The sequence below is a fragment of the Desulfobotulus sapovorans DSM 2055 genome (assembly GCF_059569355.1).
Window position 1 is genome coordinate 12549 of the sequence record NZ_JCANVJ010000002.1, and the last position, 21848, is coordinate 34396.

Consider the following 21848-nt stretch of genomic DNA (forward strand, 5'->3'; position numbering starts at 1 on the left):
GGTGCCTCCTTTTATAGTCGGGCCTTGCGGTCAAAAAAACGGAACACGGGGCTGGTTACGGTGGCGTGCACTTCCCTTGCAAAGTTCACCATGCCCTCAAAGCCCGCCAGCGGGATTTTCCGTTCGTGGTTGTGGTCGCAGAAGCCAAGGCCAAGCTTGAAGGCAATGGGCCTTTCCTTTACCCCGCCGATGAAAAGATCGGCTCCCTTTTCCACGACGCAGGCGGAAAGCTCCAGAGGGTTGGCATCGTCCACAATGAGGGTGCCCGGTTTGCAGATCCGGGCAAGTTCCTCATATTCGTCTCCGGCTCCCGTCTGGGTACCTGCCATGACCACCTCCATGCCTAAGGCATCTAACGCCCGGATGAGGGAAAAGGCCTTGAAGGCCCCGCCCACATAGAGGGCGGCCTTTTTTCCCTGAAGATCCGTTTTATAGCGCTGGATCTCCGGCAGGATGGCCCGGATTTCCTCCCGCACCAGATCCTTGGTACGCTCCATGAGGTTCTTGTCTTCAAAAAAGGAAGCCACATCGTAAAGGGCTTTGGCCACATCCTCGATACCGAAATAGGAAACCCGGATGAAGGGAATGCCAAAGGCCTTTTCCATGTCTCTGGCAAGGCCGGTCATGGAGCCGGAGCACTGCACCACATTGAGCTTTGCCTCCGGTGCCTTCATGATTTCCTCCACCCGGCTGTCTCCGGTCATGACGGAAACCACATCGATCCCCATGCGGCGGTAATAGTCTTTGATGATCCAGGCTTCGCCGCCGATGTTGAATTCCCCCAGAATATTGATGGAAAGGGGGCGGGATGCGGGCAGAGCCTTTTGATCGAAGAGGGAGAAGAGGGCGGTGCAGGCGGCCTTGTACCCGTCCTTTTTGGTGCCCTTGAAACCTTCGGAATGGACGGGCCGCACGGGAATGCCCTTTTTGGCTTCCACCTTGCGGCAGACGGCCTCCACATCGTCGCCAATGATGCCGATGATGCAGGTGCTGTACACAAAGGCGGCTTTGGGCGCGTATTTTTCAATGAGGTGGAGGAGGGCGGCCTCCATTTTTTTTTCGCCTCCGAAGATCACATCCTTTTCTTTAAGATCCGTGGAAAAGCTTAAGCGGTGCAGCTCTGGCCCGGAAGAGAGGGCACCCCGGATGTCCCAAGTGTAGGCGGCGCAGCCGATGGGGCCGTGGACGAGATGCAGGGCATCGGCAATGGGGTAGAGCACCACCCTGGAGCCGCAGAAGACGCAAGCCCGCTGGCTGACGGAGCCTGCAAGGCTTTTGGTGTCGCAGCTCATGGTGCAGGGAGCCTCACCCGTTTTATGGATGGCGTTTTTTCTTTGTTCCAGAATGGAAAAACCTTGGTTCGGCATAAGTCCCCCTTTGCTGTACGGGCTGCGGATGGGAAGGCACACAGGGTGTTTGTGAGTGACATTGCAATCGTTTCGGATCAAAAGCTTCTCAGGCCTGTGCGAAAAGAAGCGGCAAACTGCCTGAGTCGGCGCAAAGGGCAGCGTGCGAAATCTGCTATGAAAAAAAGACTGTATCCTGCCTGTGTCGACGAGTTTTTGCCGCTTCCGCACAGGCCTGAAAGCTTCCGAATAAGATTGCGTCACGAACAAATGCCCTTTGTGCCTCAATACCCAGCACCAGTAAAAACTCACTTTCAGGCCTTGCTGTGCAGGCTCAGCTTCTTATCTCAGATCACCAGCTCAAAGGATTCTTCCGGGCTGTCCCGGTCTTTGCGATCCAGAAGGGCATCCAGAATCTTTTCCATGAGCCGGATGCCGCCCATGTAGCCCACCGTTGGAAAATAGCTGTGGCCCACCCGGTCAAAGATGGGAAAACCGAAGCGCACAAAGGGCAGATCCTCATCCCTTGCCATGTACTTGCCGTAGGTGTTGCCCATGAGCAGATCCACCGGCTCCTTTTTCATCCACTGGTGGAGAAGGAAAAGGTCACCATGGGCCTTGACGTTCACGGGTACGGGAAGGTGGGCGGTGAGCTCCCGGATTTTCTGCTCAAAGGCCTTGCCCGGTGTGCCTGTCACCACATGGACGGGGTGCATGTCCAAGGCCACCAGAAACTCCACCAGAGAGACAAGGGAGTCCGGATCGCCGAAAAGGGCCACCCGTTTCTGGTAGAACCAGGCCTGCATGTCCGTCATCACATCAAGGAGCTTTCCTCTTTCCACGGCAATGCTTTCCGGAACAGTGACGCCGCCCACCTTGCGCAGGGTATCCACAAAGCGGTCTGTGGCCTGAAGGCCGATGGGCAATTCCAGAGTATGGCAGGGGACCTTGCACTGGGCATCCAGCTTGCGGGCCGCCAGATCGGAGGCCAGAGGGCCGAGGGCGATGGTGGCCTTGCTGTCTCCGGTGGCCTTCATTTCCGCAACCGTCACGCCGCCCTTGGGGTACATGCGGAATTTTCCCGTCTGGGGCGCATTCAGCACATTGGAGGTGTCGGGAAAGACGATGGTTTTCAGGCCCATGAGCCCTGCCATGCGCTTGATTTCCTCCATGTCCGAAGGTTCCACGTATCCGGGAATGATGTTGAGGGTTTCATTCCTTTTGCCCGTGGATTCGGAGAAGGCCTTCACCATGCCCTGCACCATGTTGGCAAAACCCGTGACATGGGAGCCCACATAGCTGGGGGTGGAGGCATGGATCACATATTTGCCCTCAGGGATTTTGCCTTCATCCCTTGCCTTGATGGCGATCTGGTTGAGGTCGTCACCAATGGTTTCCGAAAGACAGGTGGTGTGCACGGCAATGACTTCCGGATCATAGACCGTGAAGATATTGTCAATGGCCTGAAGAAGGTTGGCCTGACCGCCGAAGACGGAAGCGCCTTCGGTGAAGGAGCTGGTGGCCGCCATCACGGGTTCTCTGTAGTGGCGGGTGAGGGCGGAGCGGTGATAGGCGCAGCAGCCCTGGGAACCGTGGCTGTGGGGCAGACATCCATGGAGACCCAGCGCCGCATACATGGCGCCGATGGGCTGACAGGTCTTGGCCGGGTTGATCATGAGTCCCGTGCGTTCCACGGGTTCTGCGGATGTATGACGGAGGAGCATGGGGATGTCCTTTCCTTGAATGTTGGATGCTGAACGATGCCGTGAAGGCACACAGGGTTTTTGTGCGTGACATTGCAATCGTTTCGGATCAGAGCTTTGAAGGCCTGTGCGAAAAGAAGCGGCAACTGTCCGAAGTCGGCACAAAAGGCAGCTTGCCTGAAGCCATTAGGCCAATCACAGAATTCATGCTGCCTGTGCCGACAAGTTTTGCCGCTTCCGCACAGGGCAAGAAGCTCCCGAATAAGATTGCGTCACAAACAAAGGCCCTTTGTGCCTCTCTGTTTTTCATGGAGCAAATCAAAGAGCGGTTTGTGACCGTTAAAAATTGAACCCCCGTGGGAGCGGGGAGGATTCCGACTCCCACGGGGGCCACGGGCCTCTCAGGCAACCCAGGCGTAGTTGGCGGAGAGTTCAGGTTCAGCGGCCCATGGAGGCGTGATGAAGGACCAGACCTTGGCGTTCACCATGCGCTCGATTTCCCCATAGAAATTGATGGCTCCCTTAAAGCCCGCATAGGGCCCGCCGGAGTCGTAGGAATGGAGCTGTTTCATGGGAATGCCGCTCTTCTGGATGGCGTATTTTTCCTTGATGCCCGCACAGAAGATATCCGGTTTGAAGATTTCGATGAGTCTTTCCGTTTCAAACTGACTGATGTCGTCAATGACCAGGGTGTTTTCCTTCATGTCCGGCATGAGTCCGTCATATTCCCGGAAGGCCAGCCCCTCGCTTTCGAGCTTTTTCAGGCTTTCCTCATCCTTTCTCGGCGCGTAACGTTTTGGATCCGGCGTGATGTGCAGCTCTTCGATGTTGCGGGAATCCGCATCCACCTTGATGCTGGGCAGCACCCTGCGGCCTTCGTAGTCGTCCCTGTGGCCGAACTCATAGCCCGCAGCAAGGGTTTCCATGCCCAGCTCACCGAAGAGATCCTGATAATGATGGGCGCGGGAACCGCCGACAAAGAGCATGGCCCGCTTGCCCTCACACCGGGGCTTTGCCTTTTCCAGGGCGGCTTTCACATCTGGCATTTCCGCGGCAATCACCTCTTCCACCTTTGCCTTTAGTTCCTCATCCTCAAAATACTGGGCGATTTTGCGCAGAGATTTGGCCGTGGATTCCGCACCGATAAAATTCACCTTGATCCAGGGAATCCCGAACTTGGTTTCCATCATCTCCGCCATGTAGTTGATGGAGCGGTGGCACATGATGGCATTGAGATCCGCCGTGTGGGAGTTGGCAAAGTGATCGATGGACGAGTTCCCCGAATAGGTGGAGACGAGGCTGATGCCGCAGGCATCGAGAATCCGTTCGATCTCAAAGGAGTCGCCGCCGATGTTGTATTCGCCCAGAAGGTTGATGCGGAATTTCCCCTTGCCGATGGTGTCGTCCTGTCCCACCACATGGGTGAAGATGCCGTTGTTGGCGATGTGATGCCCTGCGGACTGGCTGACACCTTTGTAGCCCTCGCAGCTGAAGGCAAAGACATTGATGCCGAGCTTTTCTTTCATTTCACGGGCCACGGCGTGAACATCGTCGCCGATGAGACCCACGGGACAGGTGGAAAAAACGGAGATGGCTTTGGGATGAAAGAGATCAAAGGCTTCCTGAATGGCCTGTTTGAGCTTTTTTTCTCCCCCAAAGACAATGTGCTCATCCTGCATGTCCGTGGTGAAGCAATAATTCATGAAGTTTTCGGCGGTATCGGATTCGGGCCGGGTCTGGTTGCGGCGGGTGAGCCAGGAGTAGTAGCCGCAGCCCACAGGCCCATGGGTGATGTTCACGATGTCCCGTGTGGGGCCCAGCACAACACCCTTGCATCCGGCGTAGGAACAGCCCCTCTGGGTGATGATGCCCGGAACCGTGCGCACATTGGCCCCTACCTCCGGCATCTTGCCCGTGCTGTCATTGCGGTTGACGAGAATCTGCTTGGCCCGTTTCCGGGCCACCTTGGTGGGGTATTTGGCGAGGATCTCGGCCTTTATCTTTTCCAGCTTTGCAGCCGTATTTTTTTCGTCGCTCATGGTCGTTTCCTTCTTTATGGGGTGGATTTTGCGGCCCTACACCTCATCCAGTACGGCTTCTCCCCGTTCACCGGTGCGGATGCGGATGGATTCTCTGGCCTGAAGGACAAAGATTCTGCCGTCTCCGGATTTTCCCGTGCGGTTGACCCGGATCAGGGTGGAAACCACCTTTTCCACAAGGCCGTCCGGCACCACGATGGAGATCATGCGTTTGGGGATGAGGCGGCTGGAATCCCCCAGCTGGGTGATGGCTTCCTCAAACCCTTTTTCCGCCCCCTTGAGCAGGGAAAAGTCCACAATCCCTTTGCCCCGGCCCAGCACTTCTTTCGCGGTCATGGAGGTGATACCCGCCTCCACCAGGGCTTTTTTGGTCTGGTTCATGCGGTTCATGCGAACGATGGCAATGACTTCCTTCATACCTGCACCTCCTCCATGCCGCCGTCCGGGCTTTCCTTGATACCGGAGCTGATGGTGTAGGCTTCGACAACGGGGGTGACAAAGATCTTCCCGTCCCCGAAGGCCCCTTTGTCGCCGCTGCGGGCCGCCTTCATGATGGTGCGGATGACGTATTCACAGTCCGTATCCTTCACCACCGTAAAGAGCAGGTCTTTTTGAAGTTCATCATAGGTGATGTCGCCGATCTTGATGCCCCGCTGTTTGCCGCGCCCTACCACGGAGAACTTGGTTACTGCGGGAAAGCCCGCTTCCATGAGGTCGGAGAGAATACGGTCTGTGCGTTCAGGCCGGACAATGGCTTTAATGAGGTGCATGGGGGGTTCTCCTTTTTTAGGTCTCGCAGATTCAGGTTACGATTTTGTAATATTTAGGGCCTGCCAAGGGCCGGTTTTTCATGTAAAAAAATAAAGATTCAGACAGATCAGATCTTAAATGTTTCTGCAAAGGCATTTGCTTCGGTATATCAGGGACACTTAACCTGCAAGCCCGTAATCCATGAGGAGCTGCTCCAGTTCTTCAATGGCCAGCGGTGTCGGGATGACGTGAAGATCGTTTTCTGAGATCTTTTTCGCCAGGGTGCGGTATTCATTGGCCTGGTCGTTGGCAGGTTCAAACTCAATCACGGTTTTGCGGTTGATCTCTGCCCGCTGCACCACATTGTCTCTGGGAACGAAATGGATCATTTTTGTGCCTAAGCGTTTGGCCAGCTCCTCAATCATTTCCTTTTCATTGTCCACGTTCCGGCTGTTGCAGATCAGTCCCCCAAGGCGCACCGTACCGGCTTCCGCAAACTTCACGATGCCTTTGCAGATGTTGTTGGCCGCATACATGGCCATCATTTCTCCGGAAACCACGATGTAGATTTCTTCGGCTTTTCCTTCCCGGATGGGCATGGCAAACCCACCGCAGACCACGTCACCGAGTACATCGTAAAAGACATAATCGAGGTTCCGGCTGTCCGCATAGGCGCCCAGCTGTTCCAGAAGGTTGATGGAGGTGATGATGCCCCGGCCCGCACAGCCCACTCCGGGTTCAGGCCCGCCGGATTCCGTGCATACCGTGTTGCAGAAACCGTCTTTTTGTACATCATCCAGGGTCACGTCTTCCCCTTCTTCCCGAAGGGTGTCCAGCACGGTGCGCTGTACCAGCCCGCCAAGGAGAAGGCGGGTGGAGTCAGCCTTGGGATCGCATCCCACAACCATGACCTTGTTTCCCATTTCCGCAAGCCCGGCCACGGTGTTCTGGGTGGTGGTGGATTTGCCGATGCCGCCTTTGCCATAGATAGCGATCTTACGCATGGTCTTTACTCCTTTATGAAAGATGAGAAGGGCATGGCCGGGGGAGAAGCGTTGCCGGCCATGATGTGTCCGGGGGATGCGATGCTGCTTTCATCTGTTCCGGACACCCCTTTCAGGGATGCCCGGTTGTGGATTTCAGGCCATTCTGTTCTGGACAAAGGCCGTGCTGGAGGCACTGTGGGCAAGTTTTTCACCGGAACCTTTTCCTGACTCAAAGGACATACCCGCTCCACTGGCCCGGAAGTCCGGATAGGCATTGCCGCCATGTTCCGTGAAATCCAGCCCTTCCATTTCTTCGGCTTCGCTGACCCGCAGGCCCATGGTGAGATCCACCAGTTTGAAGGTAAGGAAGGCCGTGGGGAAGACCCAGGCAAAGCAGGCCAGGATACCGATGAGCTGAATGCCGATCATGGTCAGACTGGTGCCGCCGGTATTGAAGAGTCCTGCGGCCAGGGTACCCCAGGCACCGCATACGCCATGGACGGAGATGGCACCCACAGGATCGTCAATGCGGATTTTTTCAAAGAAGAGGACGGAAGAGACAACCAGGGCACCTGCCACAAGGCCGATGAGGATGGAAGCGGCAGGGCCTACATTGGCACAGCCTGCGGTGATGCCCACAAGACCGGCAAGGACACCGTTTAAGCTCATACCGACTTCCGGTTTGCCGAAACGGATCCAGGAGATGACCATGGCGGCTACGGCTCCCGCTGCTGCGGCGAGGTTGGTGTTTACAAAGATGAGGGCAATGCTTTTATCTGCCGTGGTGGTGGAGCCTGCATTGAATCCGAACCAGCCCAGCCAGAGGATGAAAACGCCTAAGGCTGCCAGAGGGATGTTGTGGCCGAGGATGGGCCGGATGCGGCCATCTGCCGTGTATTTGCCGAGTCTCGGGCCAAGGACGATGGCACCTGCCAGGGCTGCCCAGCCGCCTACGGAGTGCACCACGGTGGAGCCTGCAAAGTCGATGAAACCAAGGGCTTCCAGCCAGCCGCCGCCATTGTGCAGGGAGCCCCAGGCCCAGGAGCCGAAGATGGGGTAGATAAAGGCGGTCAGCGCAATGGAATAGATAAGATACCCCGTAAATTTGGTGCGTTCTGCCATGGCACCGGACACGATGGTGGCGGCGGTGGCGGCAAAGACGACCTGGAACATCCAGAAGGCGAGGTTCCACTCCGATCCTTCACCCGTGAAATCGGAAAGAAAGAATCCGGAAGTACCGATCAGCCCACCGAAGCTGTGGCCGAACATGAGGCCGAAGCCCACGGCCCAGAAAATCAAAGAGCCGATGGAAAAATCCATGAGATTTTTCATCATGATGTTCACGGCGTTTTTGGCCCGGGTGAAGCCTGTTTCCACAAGGGCGAAACCGGCCTGCATAAAAAAGACCAGACAGGCGGCAATGAGGGTCCAGAGAAAATTGGCGTGTTCCTGAATGAGGGCAATGGCCTCGGCATTGGTGACGGGATCCGGGGCGACATCACCGGCAAGGGCCGGAGCTGCAAGGGCGATGAGAATGGATGTGGGAATGAACCAGCGCATGAGAATCTCCTCCTGGGGGGTTGATGTTTGGGAAAAGTGCCTTGCTTTTCCCTTGTATCCTTGCCCTTGGGATAATGCATGGGCTGTGCCATTCTTTGAAAATTGAATTTTATAGTTATAAAATATTGATTTTCTGTACTTTTATTTTTTCGATTTGGTTTTTCAAAAAACAGATACTGTGTTTACGGTATTTCAAATTTGTATATGGTTTGTCTGGCACGTACAAAAATGTATAGTCGATTGCTATCCTGACTCAGCCATGGCGCTTCAGATCCTGCCGTTGCCTCCATGCCCTTTCCCTGAGAGGTCAAAACAGGTACAGGATGTTCTCTTACAGCGTGACACTCATCTGGAGCATGGGAACGATAACTGAACGTACAGGCCGCTGTGGCCTGTACCGTCTCAGCTCTTCAGCGAAGCCGCTATTTCAGGGATGGATGCTATAAAAATGGATGTTACGCAGGTGTGATGTACGCGGATTGTCACGGATGGACGGGGCGGAGTGGATTCCTCTGGGGATACCAACAACGAACGCAGAAGTGGCCCTGCTGCGTTCCCACGCTGGAGCATGGGAACAACAGCCGAAGCCAGGGGATGATCAGTAAAAAAAAAGGGGGATATTCCGGAATCAGGGAAGGAGAATTTTTTCGTATCAGAACATGGCTTCCAGAAAACTTTCCGGATCAAAGGGCTGGAGATCTTCCAGTCCTTCCCCCACACCGATGTATCGGATGGGAAGGCCCAGATGCTTTTGTATGGCAATGACGATACCGCCCTTTGCCGTTCCGTCGAGTTTGGTGAGGACGAGACCGGTGAGTCCAACGGCTTCATGGAAGATTTCCGCCTGACGCAGGGCATTCTGGCCCGTTGTGGCGTCGAGAACGAGAAGGGTCTCATGGGGAGCGCCGGGCATACGCTTGTCAAGGGTACGCCGGATTTTTTTCAGTTCTTCCATGAGGTTGACCTTGTTGTGCAGCCGACCTGCCGTATCCACAATGACAAGATCGGCCTTGCGGGCCAGGGCCGCGTCCAGGGCATCATAGGCCACGGATGCGGGGTCTGAATTGTCCTTGTGGCGGATAAGCCCTGCACCGCTGCGTTCTGCCCAGAGGGCCAGCTGTTCACCGGCTGCGGCCCGGAAGGTATCCCCGGCGGCCAGGAGTACCTTTTTGCCCTTTCGGGTATGGAGAGCGGCCAGTTTGCCGATGGTGGTGGTTTTCCCCACACCATTGACCCCCACTACCAGCAGCACATGGGGAGAAGCAGAAGGGCAGGGAAGGTCTGTCTGGGTCGGGGCCTCCCAGGCCATTTCCCTTAAGATTTCCTCTTTAAGAATCTTTTTAAGATCCGCAGCACTCTGCACCCGCCCCCGCACTCCCCGGATACGTTCTACAATCGCAAGGCTGCTTTCCACGCCGAGATCTGCGGTGATGAGATTTTCTTCCAGGGTTTCAAGGAGATTCTCATCCAGTTTACGACCGAGAAGAAGATCATCCACATCCGTTGTCAGCAGCTCCCGGGTTTTGGAAAGTCCTTCCCTGAGGCGCAGAAAAAGTCCCCTGGAGGCTTTAGCCTCTGCCTGGGGCCGGGGGGCTGTTTCTCCGGGAATCTGTTCTTCCTGCCGGGATTCACAGAAAGTGTCTCCCTGAGGGGGTACTTCTGCGCTGTCCGGGGTATCCGGCAGGTCGGTAACATTCGGTTTTTCAGATTCCTGGATGGCACTGTCTTTGGCGGTTTTCTTTTTACCGAAAAGGGAAAAACCCATGTGTATCGTTCCTCATTCTTCTGAAGGACGTGAAAATGATGAAAGGCGTAAAAATCAGAGAATCTGGCTGAGAAAGAGGCGTGCCCGCTCATTTCTGGCATTTTTGAAGAAATGCTCCGGTGTCCCGACTTCAATGATTTCCCCCATATCCATGAAAATCACCCGATCCGCAACTTCACGGGCAAACCCCATTTCATGGGTGACCACCACCATGGTCATGCCTTCCCTGGCAAGGGTCTTCATAACGTCCAGAACTTCACCGACCATTTCCGGATCCAGTGCAGACGTGGGTTCATCAAAGAGCATGACTTTGGGATCCATGGCCAGTGCCCTGGCAATGGCCACCCGCTGCTGCTGCCCTCCGGAGAGCTGCCCGGGATGGACATGGGCCTTGTCCCGGATTCCCACTTTATCCAGAAGGTTGTAAGCCTTTTCCATGGATTCTTCTTTGGGCCTTTTGCGCACCACTTCCTGGGCGAGACGGATGTTTTCCAGAACGGTTTTGTGGGGAAAGAGATTGAAGCTCTGGAAAACCATGCCCACTTCCTCCCGCACCGCATTGATGTTGGTGGCAGGATCCAGGATATCAAGGCCGTCAATGACAATATGCCCGCTGTCGGCTTTTTCCAGCTGGTTCAGGCAGCGCAGGAAAGTGCTTTTTCCCGATCCGGAAGGGCCGATTACCACCACCACCTCACCCTGGGCAATCTCGCAGGAAACATCTTTCAGGGCATAGACCTTGTGGGGAACATGGAAGGTTTTAAAGATATTTTTAACGGAAATCATCGGGCAGCCGTTTTCCTTTTCAAGACTCAGGGGTTGTTGAAAGAACCCCGGTTTTTCCGGAATTCGGCGCTAAGGTAGCAGATTCCCATGCCAAGGAGAAGTAAACTTTTCAAAAAAGAAGATGGCTGGGAAAACCTTTTGCATGGAAGTTTTTCTGGAAATCCGCTAGAAAGACAGGGTATGTGTTCTGAATGTTCTGATGCGTATTTTGCCCTGGATTCAGGCTGGAGAATATTATCCCGCCCTCAAGCGTCTGTGGATGGGGAATACTATGGAAACAAAAGATTATCATCTTTTTCTGAACCTGGTCTCAAGATCCTGCATCGCGGCTTTAAGGGAGATGGCGGAAAAGAAAATCCCCCTGAGTGCCGATGCCCTTACGGACATGCTGACCCGGCAGGAGGCTCTGAATGCGGAAACCTTTTCCCGTGTTTCTCCGGGAGATGCGGATTTAAAAGCCCGTTATGAGCGTCTCAGACATCAAAAAGAAACCCTCCTCAAGGATCACGGTTTTCTCGAGGAAAAGCTTCAGAAAACGGATCGTTTTTATCGCAGAACCCTTCTGCTTTTTGCGGAAATGCAGCGTACGGGCTGTGACGCGGAACTGGAGGCGGCGAGCAACCGTTTCCGGAAACTGGTGCGGGAAAATGCGGGGCTTGCCATTCTCGAAAAGGCCTTTGCCGAGCTGAAGGATCAGGCTTTTCGGGCGGCTTCCAGCTGTGAGGAAGAGAGGGACGAGAAAAAAGGATTTTTTCGCCGTCTTTTCAAAGATACCCGCCCGGACAGTTCTTCCCTGCTGGAAACCCTGAGGGAATCTTTTCAGGAAATTACGGACAATCTGAGACTGAACCTCGATGCGGGATTTTCTCCAAGAATCCGGAAAATCAATGAGACCCTTCAGGAAGCGGGCAATATCGATGATTTTCTGCTGGTTCGAAGGGATATCATTGATCTTGTATCCGACTATGTCGCCACCATGCAGAATGAGCGGGAAGCTGCTGCTGCCGTGATACGGGAAATTGCCGGTCGTCTGGAGGACATGGAAAAACTGGTGCTTTCCGCCTTCATGCAGCAGATGACGGCGGATGTGGATGCCAGCAGAACCTTTTCCGTAAACCTTGCAGGTCATCTTCAGGATCTGGATCACAAGGCCAATTTTGCCAAAACCCTTGCAGAACTGAAGGATGCGGTGGTTTCCCGGCTCAATACCATTCAGGAAGTGCTGGCCCGGAAACAGTCCGAAGACGAGAAAAGAAAAGAAGAATCTGAAACGCGGTACAAGACCATGCAGAAAGGTCTTTTTCAGATGCGGGATGAAATTGTCCGTGTCAATGAAAAATCCCGAATCCTGGAAGCGGAACTTCTGCGGGATCCCCTTACCGGCGCCTACAACCGCAGGGCCTATGACCGTCATGTAAACGAGGAGATGGATCGTTTTAAACGCTATGGAACCGTCTTTTCCCTGCTTATGTTCGATGTGGATCACTTCAAAAAGGTAAACGATTCCTATGGGCATGATGTGGGGGATAAATGTCTGAAGGCCATCATCGAAAAAGTCCGGCCTGTTTTAAGAGGCAGTGATTTTCTGGCCCGCTTCGGCGGAGAAGAATTCATCGTGGTGCTGCCGGAAACGGGTGAAAAGGGAGCCCTGGAAACGGGTGAAAAAATCCGGATGGCCGTGGAGTCCATTGCGTTTTACCATAAAGAAGAAAAAGTGCAGATTACCATCAGCGTGGGCGGTACAACGGTACGTCAGGACGATACGGGATATGATGTGATGTTTGCCCGTACGGACAAGGCCCTGTACGATGCCAAAAACACGGGCCGTAACCGGACTATTGTGGTATAACAGCGGTCATGATTCCGTCAGAGAACTGATCTTTCCGTTACAGTATATGACCCTCCCTTTCCCCTGTTCCCTGACAGGCGAAAGGGATTTTTATGGAACCTGCCCCTGCCTGGACTGGCAGACGGAATTTTTTAAAATGAAGAAAGGGTGACAGCATGGCTTTTCAGGAGATCCCGGAGTATCTGAAAAAACCTGAAGTTCAGAACCTTCTGAATGGAAAAAGCCTGGAAACGAAAGGGCGGATGGCCTATCAACCCGCTGTCTGCTCCGTATTGCAGGGAAAAAGTACGGCGCTTGAAGAGGTGGATACCTTTCATTTTGAGCGTCATGCCGAAACCCGGATTCAGCTTCCCGGTATTGCCGGAAATCCTGTGCAGCGCATTGTGAGGGTGAAAGAGGACAGTGACGGGGCGAAAGCCTGTCTCAGAAAACGGAAAATCGGTATCGTACTCTCCGGAGGGCCTGCACCGGGAGGACACAATGTCATTGCAGGACTGTTTGATGCGGCAAAACAGGCCAACCCTGAAAATGAGGTTTTTGGTTTTCTCATGGGGCCTGAGGGAGTGATTGAGGGCCGGGGCATTCCCATCACGGCGGACCGGGTGGACAGGTACCGCAACCGTGGTGGTTTTTCCATGATCCATACGGGCAGAACCAAAATCGACTCGGAAGAAAAGGTGAGGTTTTCCAGGGAAAGCTGCAAGGCTCTCGGCATCGACAGCCTTGTCATTGTGGGAGGGGATGACTCCAATACCAATGCGGCCTTTCTGGCCCAGGCCCTGCTTGCGGACGGCATACAGGTCATCGGGGTTCCCAAAACCATCGATGGCGATATTCAGGTGCAGGACAGCCGGGGACAGAACCTCTGTGCGGTGAGTTTCGGATTCCATACCGCTGCCCTGGCCTTTTCACGGGACATTGCCAACCTCTGCACCGATGCGTCCAGTGATGTGAAGTACTGGCATATCTGCAAGGTCATGGGCAGGGTGGCCAGCCATCTGGCCCTGGAAACGGCACTCCAGACCCATGCGACCCTGACCCTGATCGGTGAGGAGCTGGCGGATTTTGTGGATGAGGAAAGACTTGAGGCGGCCAGTGCCAGAGGGGAAACGGACTATACGGCCTACGGCATGACCCTGCGTCACCTTTCCCGTATGATCTGTGATGCCATTGTGCGCCGGGCTGCTGCGGGAAAAAACTACGGGGTGCTGGTGATTCCCGAGGGACTCCTTGAATTCATCAACGAGATTCAGATGCTGATCATCAAGCTCTCCACCCTCATGGCGGAATACAACCGCACCCACGACAACTCTTTCCATAAAGCCCTTCCCACCCTGGAAAACAAGATCGATTACCTGCGCCGCATGGCCAGGGAGGCCGAAGAGAAGAACACCATTTCCGTGTGGAACAAACGGGATGATGAATTTTTTGATGATATCCCGGCATTTTTCAAGGAAGGCCTGCTGACGGAGCGGGACAGCCATGGAAATTTTCAATTTTCCCAGGTGGAGACGGACAAGATTCTCATGGGCCTTGTCAAGGACTACCTTGGGATTCTGAAGGAAAAGGGAATTTACAAGATGGGTATTGAGCGGGACTGGTATGAGAAAACCCTTTCCCGATCCGGATATGATCCGGAACGCTTTGGCCCTGTGCTGTTCCGGAACTGGGAAGAGCAGGGGAAAGCCCTCCTTGTCCGCAGAGAGCTCATCTCCGTCAAGACCCTGGGGCTGGCTCTGGAAAAGGCCAGACTGCTGGGCCCGGATCAGCCTGTTCCCGCCCCCCTTGTGAAGGTATTCCGCCAATCAGAGCCGGAGTTCCGCATGCAGCCCCATTTTTACGGGTATGATGGCAGGGGATCCGACCCCAGTCCCTTTGACTGCGATTACACCTACAACCTCGGACGAACGGTCTTTGCCCTGCTGGCAGGGGGAGCAACGGGTCAGATGGCGGTGATCCGGAATCTCGAAAAGGATGTGGAGGCCTGGGAGCCCATGGGGATTCCCCTGGCGAGCCTCATGCATCTGGAAGAGCGTAAGGGGAAGATGGTGCTGGTCATGGAAAAAAAGGTGGTGGATGTGAACTCAAGGGCCTTTCTCCTGTTCAAGGCCATGGAGGAAAGCTGGCTGGGCGCCTCTTCTGATGAAGACCCCTGCCGTGGGCCGGATCCCATCTGGATGGAAGGTGAGAAAACAAAGCCCCTGACCCTGCTCTTGAACGGGGTGAGCTGAGGGGCTGGCCCCATGTCCTTCCGGATGGGTGTTTTGGGCCTTACCGGGGTCATGGCCTGAAGGCATTCTTTTGATGTTCATGCGATGTGCGTTACCGTACATCCGCTTTCATGCCCGGTAAAAGGGGTATGGATCAACAGACAGAAAAAGGAGACAGGTATGGAAAAGATTCATGTACTTGGCATCTGTGGCAGCCTGCGGAAACAGTCCACCAATATGGGGCTTTTACGGTATGCCCAGACTCAGGCTCCGGAGGGGATGGAAATTTCCATTGCGGATTTGTCTGAAATTCCTTTTTACAACAGTGACATCAAGGAAAAACCCGAAGCCGTTCTGCGTTTTCTCACCCAGCTTGAGAAGGCGGAGGCCCTGCTTCTGGCCTGCCCGGAATACAACTACTCCATGGCACCCGCCCTGAAAAATGCCCTGGACTGGGCATCCCGTGAGCCGGAAAACCGCCTTCTTTCCGGAAAACCCGCAGCCATCCTGGGAGCAGGGGGAGGCATGGGGACGGCAAGGGCCCAGTACCATCTCAGACAGGTCTGTGTTTTTCTCAATCTTCATGTCCTCAACGGGCCGGAAGTTTTCTGCAACGCTTTTGCAGGAGGCTTTGACGGAGAAGGGGATCTGGTGGATGAGCGCTTGCAGAAGCAGGTGAAAAAACTTCTTGAAGCCCTGAAGGTCTGGACGCTGAAGCTCCGGTAAGCGGAGCGTAATGGAAATTGCTCCAGTCCTTATGAAGGTTCTGATGATCCGCCCATCCTGGAGGGAAGTTGTAGAATTTCCTGAAGATGGGCGGATCTGTTACTAATAAGACAGAAACCAACCCGACAAAGCATCCGCTGTTTCAGGTCTGATCACAACAATCAGGCATTTTTATCTATGTCGAGTGGAAAATGAACTTTTTAGTAGCAGGGGATCGGAAGGACAAAGTAGATGTCCTGTAGTTTAATCAAAATCCTGAATCCAGGTAAAAAGCAGGGGTTTCCTATGGAGAAATCCTGCCTTGAAACTGCCTGAAAAAATCAGGTTTCAGGTGATATCTGTCTTGATACTTACCGTGGGGATTTTCAGGGGTGTTCTGTCGGATAAAAAGAGATCCAGGCCTTGCGCTGTCATGGGCTTCAGTCCTCCCCCCCACCCATTTTCAGGTGGGAGGGGGGAAAAATCTTAAACGTTACAGGGAAAAAATACGGGTAAGATCAGAAAGGCATCCAGAGCATGTTATGCCGGTCCCGTCTGCTGTGTACCCCCCTTTAAGGCTTCCGTAAGTCCGTTGATGTCTCCGGGTCTGATGCCGATTTCCGCCAGCAGGGAATCCAGAATAGGGGCCTGGGCGCGGTAGCGGAGCGCGCTGTTCACCACCTGATCCGCAAGGGAGCCTTTGCCGCTTTCCTCTTCGCCTGCCTGTCCGCTGCCACTGCCCCCGAGGCCGTTCACCTGAAGGATGCGGATATCGCTGATCTGTTCCATGGGCTTCACACTCTGGGCAATGATTTCCGGCAGATGCTGGATCAGGGCAAGGCGTACCTCCATGGCCACCTGTTCCGGTGAGAGCAGGTTGGCTGCGGTGTTGAGGGCCTGCTTGCCTTCGGCTTCCACGGCGTATCTGCGGGCTGCGGCATCGGCCAGCAGCATTTCCGCATCTGCCTTGCCCTTTGCTTCCAGGCGTTCCTTGTCCGCATGCCCCTGGGCCGCAAGACGCAGAGCCTCGGCCTGATCGATGGCCGCCTTTTTCTGGGCTTCTGCGGTAACGGTGAGCTGGATGGCTTCCTTTTCCGCCTTCTGACGGGCCTGTACCAGTTCCACCTGTTTTTCCCTTTCCGCCCTTTCCGTATCCCGGACGGTGATGACCCCTTCTTCCTCCTTTACCGCCAAAGCCCTGGCCCGGTCGGCTTCCGCCTTGGCTTCGGATTCCTCGCGGGATTTTTGGGCAACGGCAATGGCCTTTTCCTGTTCGGCCAGTTCCACAGCCTTACGCCGCTCGATTTCCGCCTGTTCCAGGGTTCTCGATTTGGCGATCTCCATGGCCTTGATGGACTGTTCCTTCTGGATTTTTTCGTTTTCGATATCCCGTTCGGAAAGAATCTGCTTCAGGTCGATTTCCCGCTGGGAAGCAATGCGTGCCTCCTGGGCTTCGCGCTTCTTCTCAGCCTCTTCCCGGGCGATTTCTGCGGACTGGGACGCCTTGCGGATGGACACCTCACGTTCCTGTTCCAGCCGTGCATATTCTTCTTCGCGGGAAATCTGGAACCGTGCCCGCTCGGCCTCAAGGTTTTTCTGGCGAATGGCGAGATCCGTTTCCTGCTCGATGTCATTGCGTTTCTTGCGGCGGGATTCAATGGCTTCGGTGAGTTTGGTGAGACCTTCGGCATCAAAGGCGTTCTGGGCGTTGAAGTGCTCAAAGGCGGTCTGATCCAGGCCGGTGAGGGACACGGATTCCAGCTCCAGGCCGTTTTTTAAAAGATCCTCGGACACCACCTGCTGCACCTTCTGCACAAAATCCACCCGTTTTTCGTGCAGTTCCTCCATGGCCATTTCCGCAGCAACAGCCCTTAAGGCATCCACGAATTTGCCTTCCACCAGTTCTTTCAGCTCTGCTGGGTTCATGGTTTTAAGGCCCAGGGTCTGGGCAGCGTTGGCGATGGATTCGCTGATGGGCTTCACCCGCACATAAAATTCCGCCGTCACATCCACCCGCATACGGTCTCTGGTGATGAGGGCCTGTTCCGCAGCCCTGCGGACTTCAAGGCGCAGGGTGTTCATGTTCACGGGAATGATTTCATGCAGTACGGGAAGCACCATGGCACCGCCGTCCACGATGACCTTTTCGCCCCCAAAGCCCGTGCGGACAAAGGAGACTTCCTTGGTGGCCCTTTTGTAAAGACGGGCAAGGAGGATTAAAAGGATAAAGCCGACGGTGACCAGCACACCTGCAAGAAAGAAAAATTCTGTCATGGATGGACTCCTTTTGTTGATGGGGATCAGGGAAGATCGGAAAGAAGGGGACTGGGGTTGGCAATGGCCTTGTAGATATGATCCTGCATGGATACGAGCAAAACCTCCTCGCCCATGTTAAAGACGGCATCCGCATTGTCCGGTTCCACAAGAAAATAGTGGGTCTGGCCATGCTCATCCCGGGTTTTGGCCTCTGCGGGCTGTCCCTTGCTGGCCGTACCCAGGGTGATGACAGCCACCTTACCGATGAGACTTGTGCGGGAAACGGCGCGGGTTTCGTCTTTGGGCAGGATGCGGCGGAGGATGCCGCCGAAAAAGCGGGTCAGACCGAGGCTTAAAAAAAGTACGGGAATGGCCGGAATCCATCCCGGCAGATAATGGCCTGTAAGGGATCTGAGGCCTGACTGAAAAAAAAGCCCCAGAGTTCCGAAGCTGGCCAGGAAAAGTACCAGCAGCATGAGAACGGGCACTTCCCGGATTCTGAGCCAGCCGAGAAGTTTGCCAAGGCCGGTGTCCACATGGCCCACATCCGCATCCGGGAGGAAGCTGTCCAGTACGGAAGAGCCGCTCATGCCACCCAGGGCCGCAAGCCCTTCCAGAATGCCGATGAAGAGCATCAGGGCAAGGGAGAGGGAAAACAGCAGATTTTCAGTTGAGGCAAGATGTTCCCACATCAGGGTTTTTCCATTTTAAGGGCTGCAAGCCTTTCGGCGATGGCATGTTTACGACTAAGCTCCTCCAGTTCGGCAAGCTTTGCCGCAGACCCCGTATGCCGGTTCCGTCCGGGAAGACCGGAGGCGTTTTCAAGGATTCTGTCAAAAAGAGAGCCTGCCTTTTCCGCTTTGGCATCCAGGGAAGGGGACTCCGGGGAGGGAAGACTGCCCCCCTCTTCTGTCCGGGCCTTGCGGAAGGCCTGGATTTCCGAATGCATTTCCCGTTTTTTGGCCTGAAGAGCCTGAATGAAGCCCTCAAGCTCTTTTTCCCTTTTGCCACAGGCCTCAATGGAAGCACTCAGAACGGGAATCCGTGCCTCAATGTCCATCTGCTCGGCAATCCCCGTTTCCGCAAGATCATCCCTTCCCTGGGAGACCGCCACCTCAATCTGTGCGCTCAGGGCCTCGTGTTTGCTTTTTTCTTCACTGAGGCGTTTGTCCGCCAGATGCTTCTGGGCCAGCTGACGGCCCAGTTCTGCCCTTGCTTCCTCCATCACCGTATCCATTTCCCGGATGGCTTCTTCCATCAGACTTTCCGGTGCGGTGTTCTCAAAGGATGCGACCAGGCTGTTCATACTGGCGCTGACAAGGCGGGTAACCCGTTTTCCGATACTTTCACCCATGTTTTCCTCCTTCCCGAATGCGGGATTTTCAGGGGATTTTTGGTGCTGTTACGGACGAAACTGTGATCCTGACTTCCGAGACGCCAGAGGCGTGTTTTCGGATAATGAAAAGGGGGGATGCTGATGTACGGCGCATGTTCAGGGCTGCACAATGTTTTTGCGGTAAAAAAGACCGAGCTTGCTGTCTTCCTGAAGAATATGGACGAGAATCCACTGGGACATGAGGAGATCCAGATCCTTTTTCAGTTCTTCAAGATTTTTGCTTTCTTTGAGGAGCCTGATCATGTCCTGACGGATGGTGGCGTGCAGCCCGGTATGGTAGGCAAGGTCGGGATAGCCCCATTCCCGCATCCGTTCTTCTTCTGCGTCAAAATGAACCCGGATATAGTCCATCAGAGCCTGAATAGAAGCTTTGAGTTCGGAAAAACTTCGCTGGGGATCCATGAGGCTTACAATACGGTTGGCCAGATCAAAGAGCATGCGGTGCTGGGCGTCGATTTCCGGATCACCAATGGCGTAATCCGCTTGCCATGCAAAGGGGTGGGACACGGGCGGCCTCCTGAAAGAAGTTTTTTAAGATACGCGTATTCTATATCAGACTTTTGGATGGCCCGGCAATCCATGTCTGAAAAATTCCGGATCCGGAAGCTGCTGTTTTTCTTTCCGCCGGTCTTGTTACGGCGTTTTTGCGGAAAAAAGATTGCAATGCTTTTTCAGGCCATTATGATAGCATCCCTGTCCGGTGAGCTCTGGCTCCGGCAAAGCCTGGGAGATGAAAACACAGGCCAGAATGCCTATCTCGGGGGAGGTGGATATTTAATCGTCTGTTTTTCAAACGTTTTTTTATTTATTTCATGCGGAATTCTTATCGGATACCGTCATCAAAGGATCAGAAGGTGGAAACAGAAGCCTTGTTTTTTGGAATGGATAAAAGGGAGATCGGTTTTTTACGGTTTCTGCTGGAAGCGTATGACGGCATAGCCGCACTGACCACACTGGACGGGGAACGGGGTCTTGTGATGGTACGTATCGCTCCGGGGTGCACTCCGCTTGTGCGGGAAATCATCGCATCCCTTGATTCGGAAACACCACTTACTCCCTTCACGGAAGGGGAGGTGATCTCCATGGGGTTTTCCACCGTCCTGTGTCCTGTCTGAGTACGTTTTGGGGGAAAAAATGAAGTTTTTTTATGTTTTTACCATCGGATGCCAGATGAACACCTATGACTCCGATCTTTTTTACCGTCTTCTTGCGCCCATGGGCTACGCTCCGGTGGAGAGGCCGGAGGATGCGGATCTTGTGATGGTCAATACCTGTGCCATCCGGGCCAAGGCCGAAGACAAGGCCTTCAGCTTCATTGGCCGTCTTCAGGCCATCAAGGCCGCAAGGCCGGATTTCCGCATTGGTGTGGCAGGCTGTGTGGCACAGCAGGAAGGGGCAAAAATTCTGGCGCGTGCTCCCTATGTGGATTTTGTGCTGGGTACCCATGCCATCTGGCGTCTGCCTGAAATCGTCGGCAGGGTACAGGCGGAGGGTGTCCGGGTGGTGGATGTGGAGATGCACGAGGGGCTTCAAGAAAGTCATCCGGAGGAACCGGGGAGCGCTTCCGGGATTTCGGATTTTGTTACCATCATGCGGGGATGTGATAATTTCTGCACTTACTGTGTTGTCCCTTATGTGCGGGGCCGGGAGATGAGCCGTCCTCCGGAAGTCATTGTGGAGGAAGTACGGCGCAAGGTGGCTTCCGGAGTACGGGAGATCACCCTTCTGGGGCAGAATGTGAACAGCTACGGTAAAAAGGAGGGGCTCCCGGACTTTCCGGAACTGCTGCGGCGGGTAGCGGATGTGGAAGGGCTTTTGCGTCTGCGTTTTGCCACCTCTCACCCCAAGGATCTTTCCGATGGCCTGATTCAGGCCTTTGCCCATATTCCCACACTCTGCCGTCACCTGCACCTGCCTGTGCAGTCCGGCTCCACGGCTGTGCTTTCCCGCATGAACCGCAAGTACAGCAGGGAACATTATCTGGAGCGTATCACCCGGCTGAGGGAAGTCTGCCCGGATATCAGTTTGAGTACGGACATGATTGTCGGCTTTCCCGGAGAAAGCCCTGGAGATTTTGAGGACACCCTTTCCCTTGTGGAAACCGTCCGGTATGACGGTGTGTTTGCCTTTGCCTATTCGGACAGGCCCAATGCCAAGGCTGCGGGTTTTGGTGACAAGGTGCCGGAAAAAGAAAAACGCAGCCGCCTTGCCAGCCTTCTTAAGACCCAGGATGCCATCACACGGGAAAAAAATGAGGCCTGGGTGGGCAGAACTGTGGAAGTGCTGGTGGAAGGGAAGAATCAGAGGCGTATGGAACTGGAGACAGCACTGGAAAGGGAGCGGTTTACGGGCCGTACCCAGGGCAACAAGGTGGTACATGCCCTTTTGCCCGAAGGAATGGACTCCCCCGTTGGCACATGCATTCAGGTTCGCATTGACCGGGCCCTCGGGCATTCGCTTCTGGGAACCTGCCTGCCCGTGAATTCGAGCCTGTGAT

19 protein-coding genes are annotated in these 21848 nt (G+C 54.6%); 6 read left to right on the forward strand and 13 right to left on the reverse strand.

All coding sequences use genetic code 11. The annotated features are described in order from the left end of the window. Nucleotides 1-11 precede the first annotated feature (11 nt). On the reverse strand, nt 12-1367 hold the full coding sequence (gene nifE, locus BR04_RS02780; RefSeq protein WP_496354461.1) for a nitrogenase iron-molybdenum cofactor biosynthesis protein NifE: 1356 nt from the start codon (nt 1365-1367) through the stop codon (nt 12-14). Between the two features lie 326 nt (nt 1368-1693). Continuing rightward, nucleotides 1694-3070 carry a nitrogenase molybdenum-iron protein subunit beta gene (nifK, locus tag BR04_RS02785; protein WP_496354462.1) on the reverse strand — a complete coding sequence of 459 codons (1377 nt, stop codon included), beginning with the start codon at nt 3068-3070 and terminating at the stop codon, nt 1694-1696. Between the two features lie 26 nt (nt 3071-3096). On the opposite strand from nifK, the gene BR04_RS02790 reads away from it, so the two are divergent. After that, nucleotides 3097-3399 carry a hypothetical protein gene (locus BR04_RS02790; RefSeq protein WP_496354463.1) on the forward strand — a complete coding sequence of 101 codons (303 nt, stop codon included), beginning with the start codon at nt 3097-3099 and terminating at the stop codon, nt 3397-3399. A gap of 51 nt (nt 3400-3450) precedes the next feature. Here the strand turns inward: BR04_RS02790 and nifD are convergent, their stop codons facing one another. From nifD to BR04_RS02825, 7 genes are all read right to left on the reverse strand, one after another. Further along, nucleotides 3451-5088, reverse strand: a complete 1638-nt coding sequence (nifD, locus tag BR04_RS02795; RefSeq protein WP_496354464.1) for a nitrogenase molybdenum-iron protein alpha chain — start codon at nt 5086-5088, stop codon at nt 3451-3453. A 36-nt stretch (nt 5089-5124) separates the two neighbouring features. Continuing rightward, nucleotides 5125-5505 (reverse strand): P-II family nitrogen regulator, encoded by a 381-nt coding sequence (locus tag BR04_RS02800; RefSeq protein ID WP_496354465.1) that lies wholly within the window; start codon nt 5503-5505, stop codon nt 5125-5127. Further along, complete coding sequence (locus BR04_RS02805) at nt 5502-5858, reverse strand: P-II family nitrogen regulator (RefSeq protein ID WP_320358316.1); 357 nt, start codon at nt 5856-5858, stop codon at nt 5502-5504. The genes BR04_RS02800 and BR04_RS02805 overlap by 4 nt, the downstream gene beginning before the upstream one ends. A 159-nt stretch (nt 5859-6017) precedes the next feature. After that, nucleotides 6018-6842 carry a nitrogenase iron protein gene (nifH, locus tag BR04_RS02810; RefSeq protein ID WP_496354466.1) on the reverse strand — a complete coding sequence of 275 codons (825 nt, stop codon included), beginning with the start codon at nt 6840-6842 and terminating at the stop codon, nt 6018-6020. Between the two features lie 135 nt (nt 6843-6977). After that, nucleotides 6978-8384, reverse strand: a complete 1407-nt coding sequence (locus BR04_RS02815; RefSeq protein WP_496354467.1) for an ammonium transporter — start codon at nt 8382-8384, stop codon at nt 6978-6980. A 652-nt stretch (nt 8385-9036) separates the two neighbouring features. Beyond that, the gene (ftsY, locus tag BR04_RS02820) at nt 9037-10149 is read right to left on the reverse strand and encodes a signal recognition particle-docking protein FtsY (RefSeq protein ID WP_496354468.1); all 1113 of its coding nucleotides are present in this window, start codon (nt 10147-10149) and stop codon (nt 9037-9039) included. 54 nt (nt 10150-10203) lie between these two features. Next, entirely contained in the window at nt 10204-10935 is a 732-nt protein-coding gene (locus tag BR04_RS02825; protein WP_496354469.1) for an amino acid ABC transporter ATP-binding protein, read from the reverse strand. Between the two features lie 271 nt (nt 10936-11206). On the opposite strand from BR04_RS02825, the gene BR04_RS02830 reads away from it, so the two are divergent. The 3 genes from BR04_RS02830 (at nt 11207) to BR04_RS02840 (ending at nt 15720) form a co-directional block, all read left to right on the forward strand. Then, entirely contained in the window at nt 11207-12784 is a 1578-nt protein-coding gene (locus BR04_RS02830) for a sensor domain-containing diguanylate cyclase (RefSeq protein ID WP_496354470.1), read from the forward strand. A gap of 155 nt (nt 12785-12939) precedes the next feature. Beyond that, entirely contained in the window at nt 12940-15015 is a 2076-nt protein-coding gene (locus BR04_RS02835) for a 6-phosphofructokinase (protein ID WP_496354471.1), read from the forward strand. Between the two features lie 159 nt (nt 15016-15174). Beyond that, nucleotides 15175-15720 carry an NADPH-dependent FMN reductase gene (locus BR04_RS02840; protein ID WP_496354472.1) on the forward strand — a complete coding sequence of 182 codons (546 nt, stop codon included), beginning with the start codon at nt 15175-15177 and terminating at the stop codon, nt 15718-15720. Between the two features lie 519 nt (nt 15721-16239). On the opposite strand, the gene BR04_RS02845 is transcribed toward BR04_RS02840, so the two are convergent. From BR04_RS02845 to BR04_RS02860, 4 genes are all read right to left on the reverse strand, one after another. Beyond that, on the reverse strand, nt 16240-17973 hold the full coding sequence (locus BR04_RS02845) for a flotillin family protein (protein WP_496354473.1): 1734 nt from the start codon (nt 17971-17973) through the stop codon (nt 16240-16242). Between the two features lie 26 nt (nt 17974-17999). Then, nucleotides 18000-18647 (reverse strand): YqiJ family protein, encoded by a 648-nt coding sequence (locus tag BR04_RS02850; protein ID WP_496354475.1) that lies wholly within the window; start codon nt 18645-18647, stop codon nt 18000-18002. Next, nucleotides 18647-19309: a PspA/IM30 family protein gene (locus BR04_RS02855; RefSeq protein ID WP_496354476.1), complete on the reverse strand. Its 663-nt coding sequence runs from the start codon at nt 19307-19309 to the stop codon at nt 18647-18649. Before BR04_RS02855 ends, BR04_RS02850 begins: the two co-directional genes overlap by 1 nt. A gap of 138 nt (nt 19310-19447) precedes the next feature. After that, a complete protein-coding gene (locus BR04_RS02860) occupies nt 19448-19858 on the reverse strand; it encodes a bacteriohemerythrin (RefSeq protein ID WP_496354477.1) in 411 nt (136 codons plus the stop codon). 347 nt (nt 19859-20205) lie between these two features. On the opposite strand from BR04_RS02860, the gene BR04_RS02865 reads away from it, so the two are divergent. Both BR04_RS02865 and miaB read left to right on the forward strand, forming a co-directional pair. Next, on the forward strand, nt 20206-20466 hold the full coding sequence (locus BR04_RS02865; RefSeq protein WP_496354478.1) for a DUF4911 domain-containing protein: 261 nt from the start codon (nt 20206-20208) through the stop codon (nt 20464-20466). 19 nt (nt 20467-20485) lie between these two features. After that, nucleotides 20486-21847 (forward strand): tRNA (N6-isopentenyl adenosine(37)-C2)-methylthiotransferase MiaB, encoded by a 1362-nt coding sequence (miaB, locus tag BR04_RS02870; RefSeq protein WP_496354479.1) that lies wholly within the window; start codon nt 20486-20488, stop codon nt 21845-21847. Nucleotide 21848 lies beyond the last annotated feature (1 nt).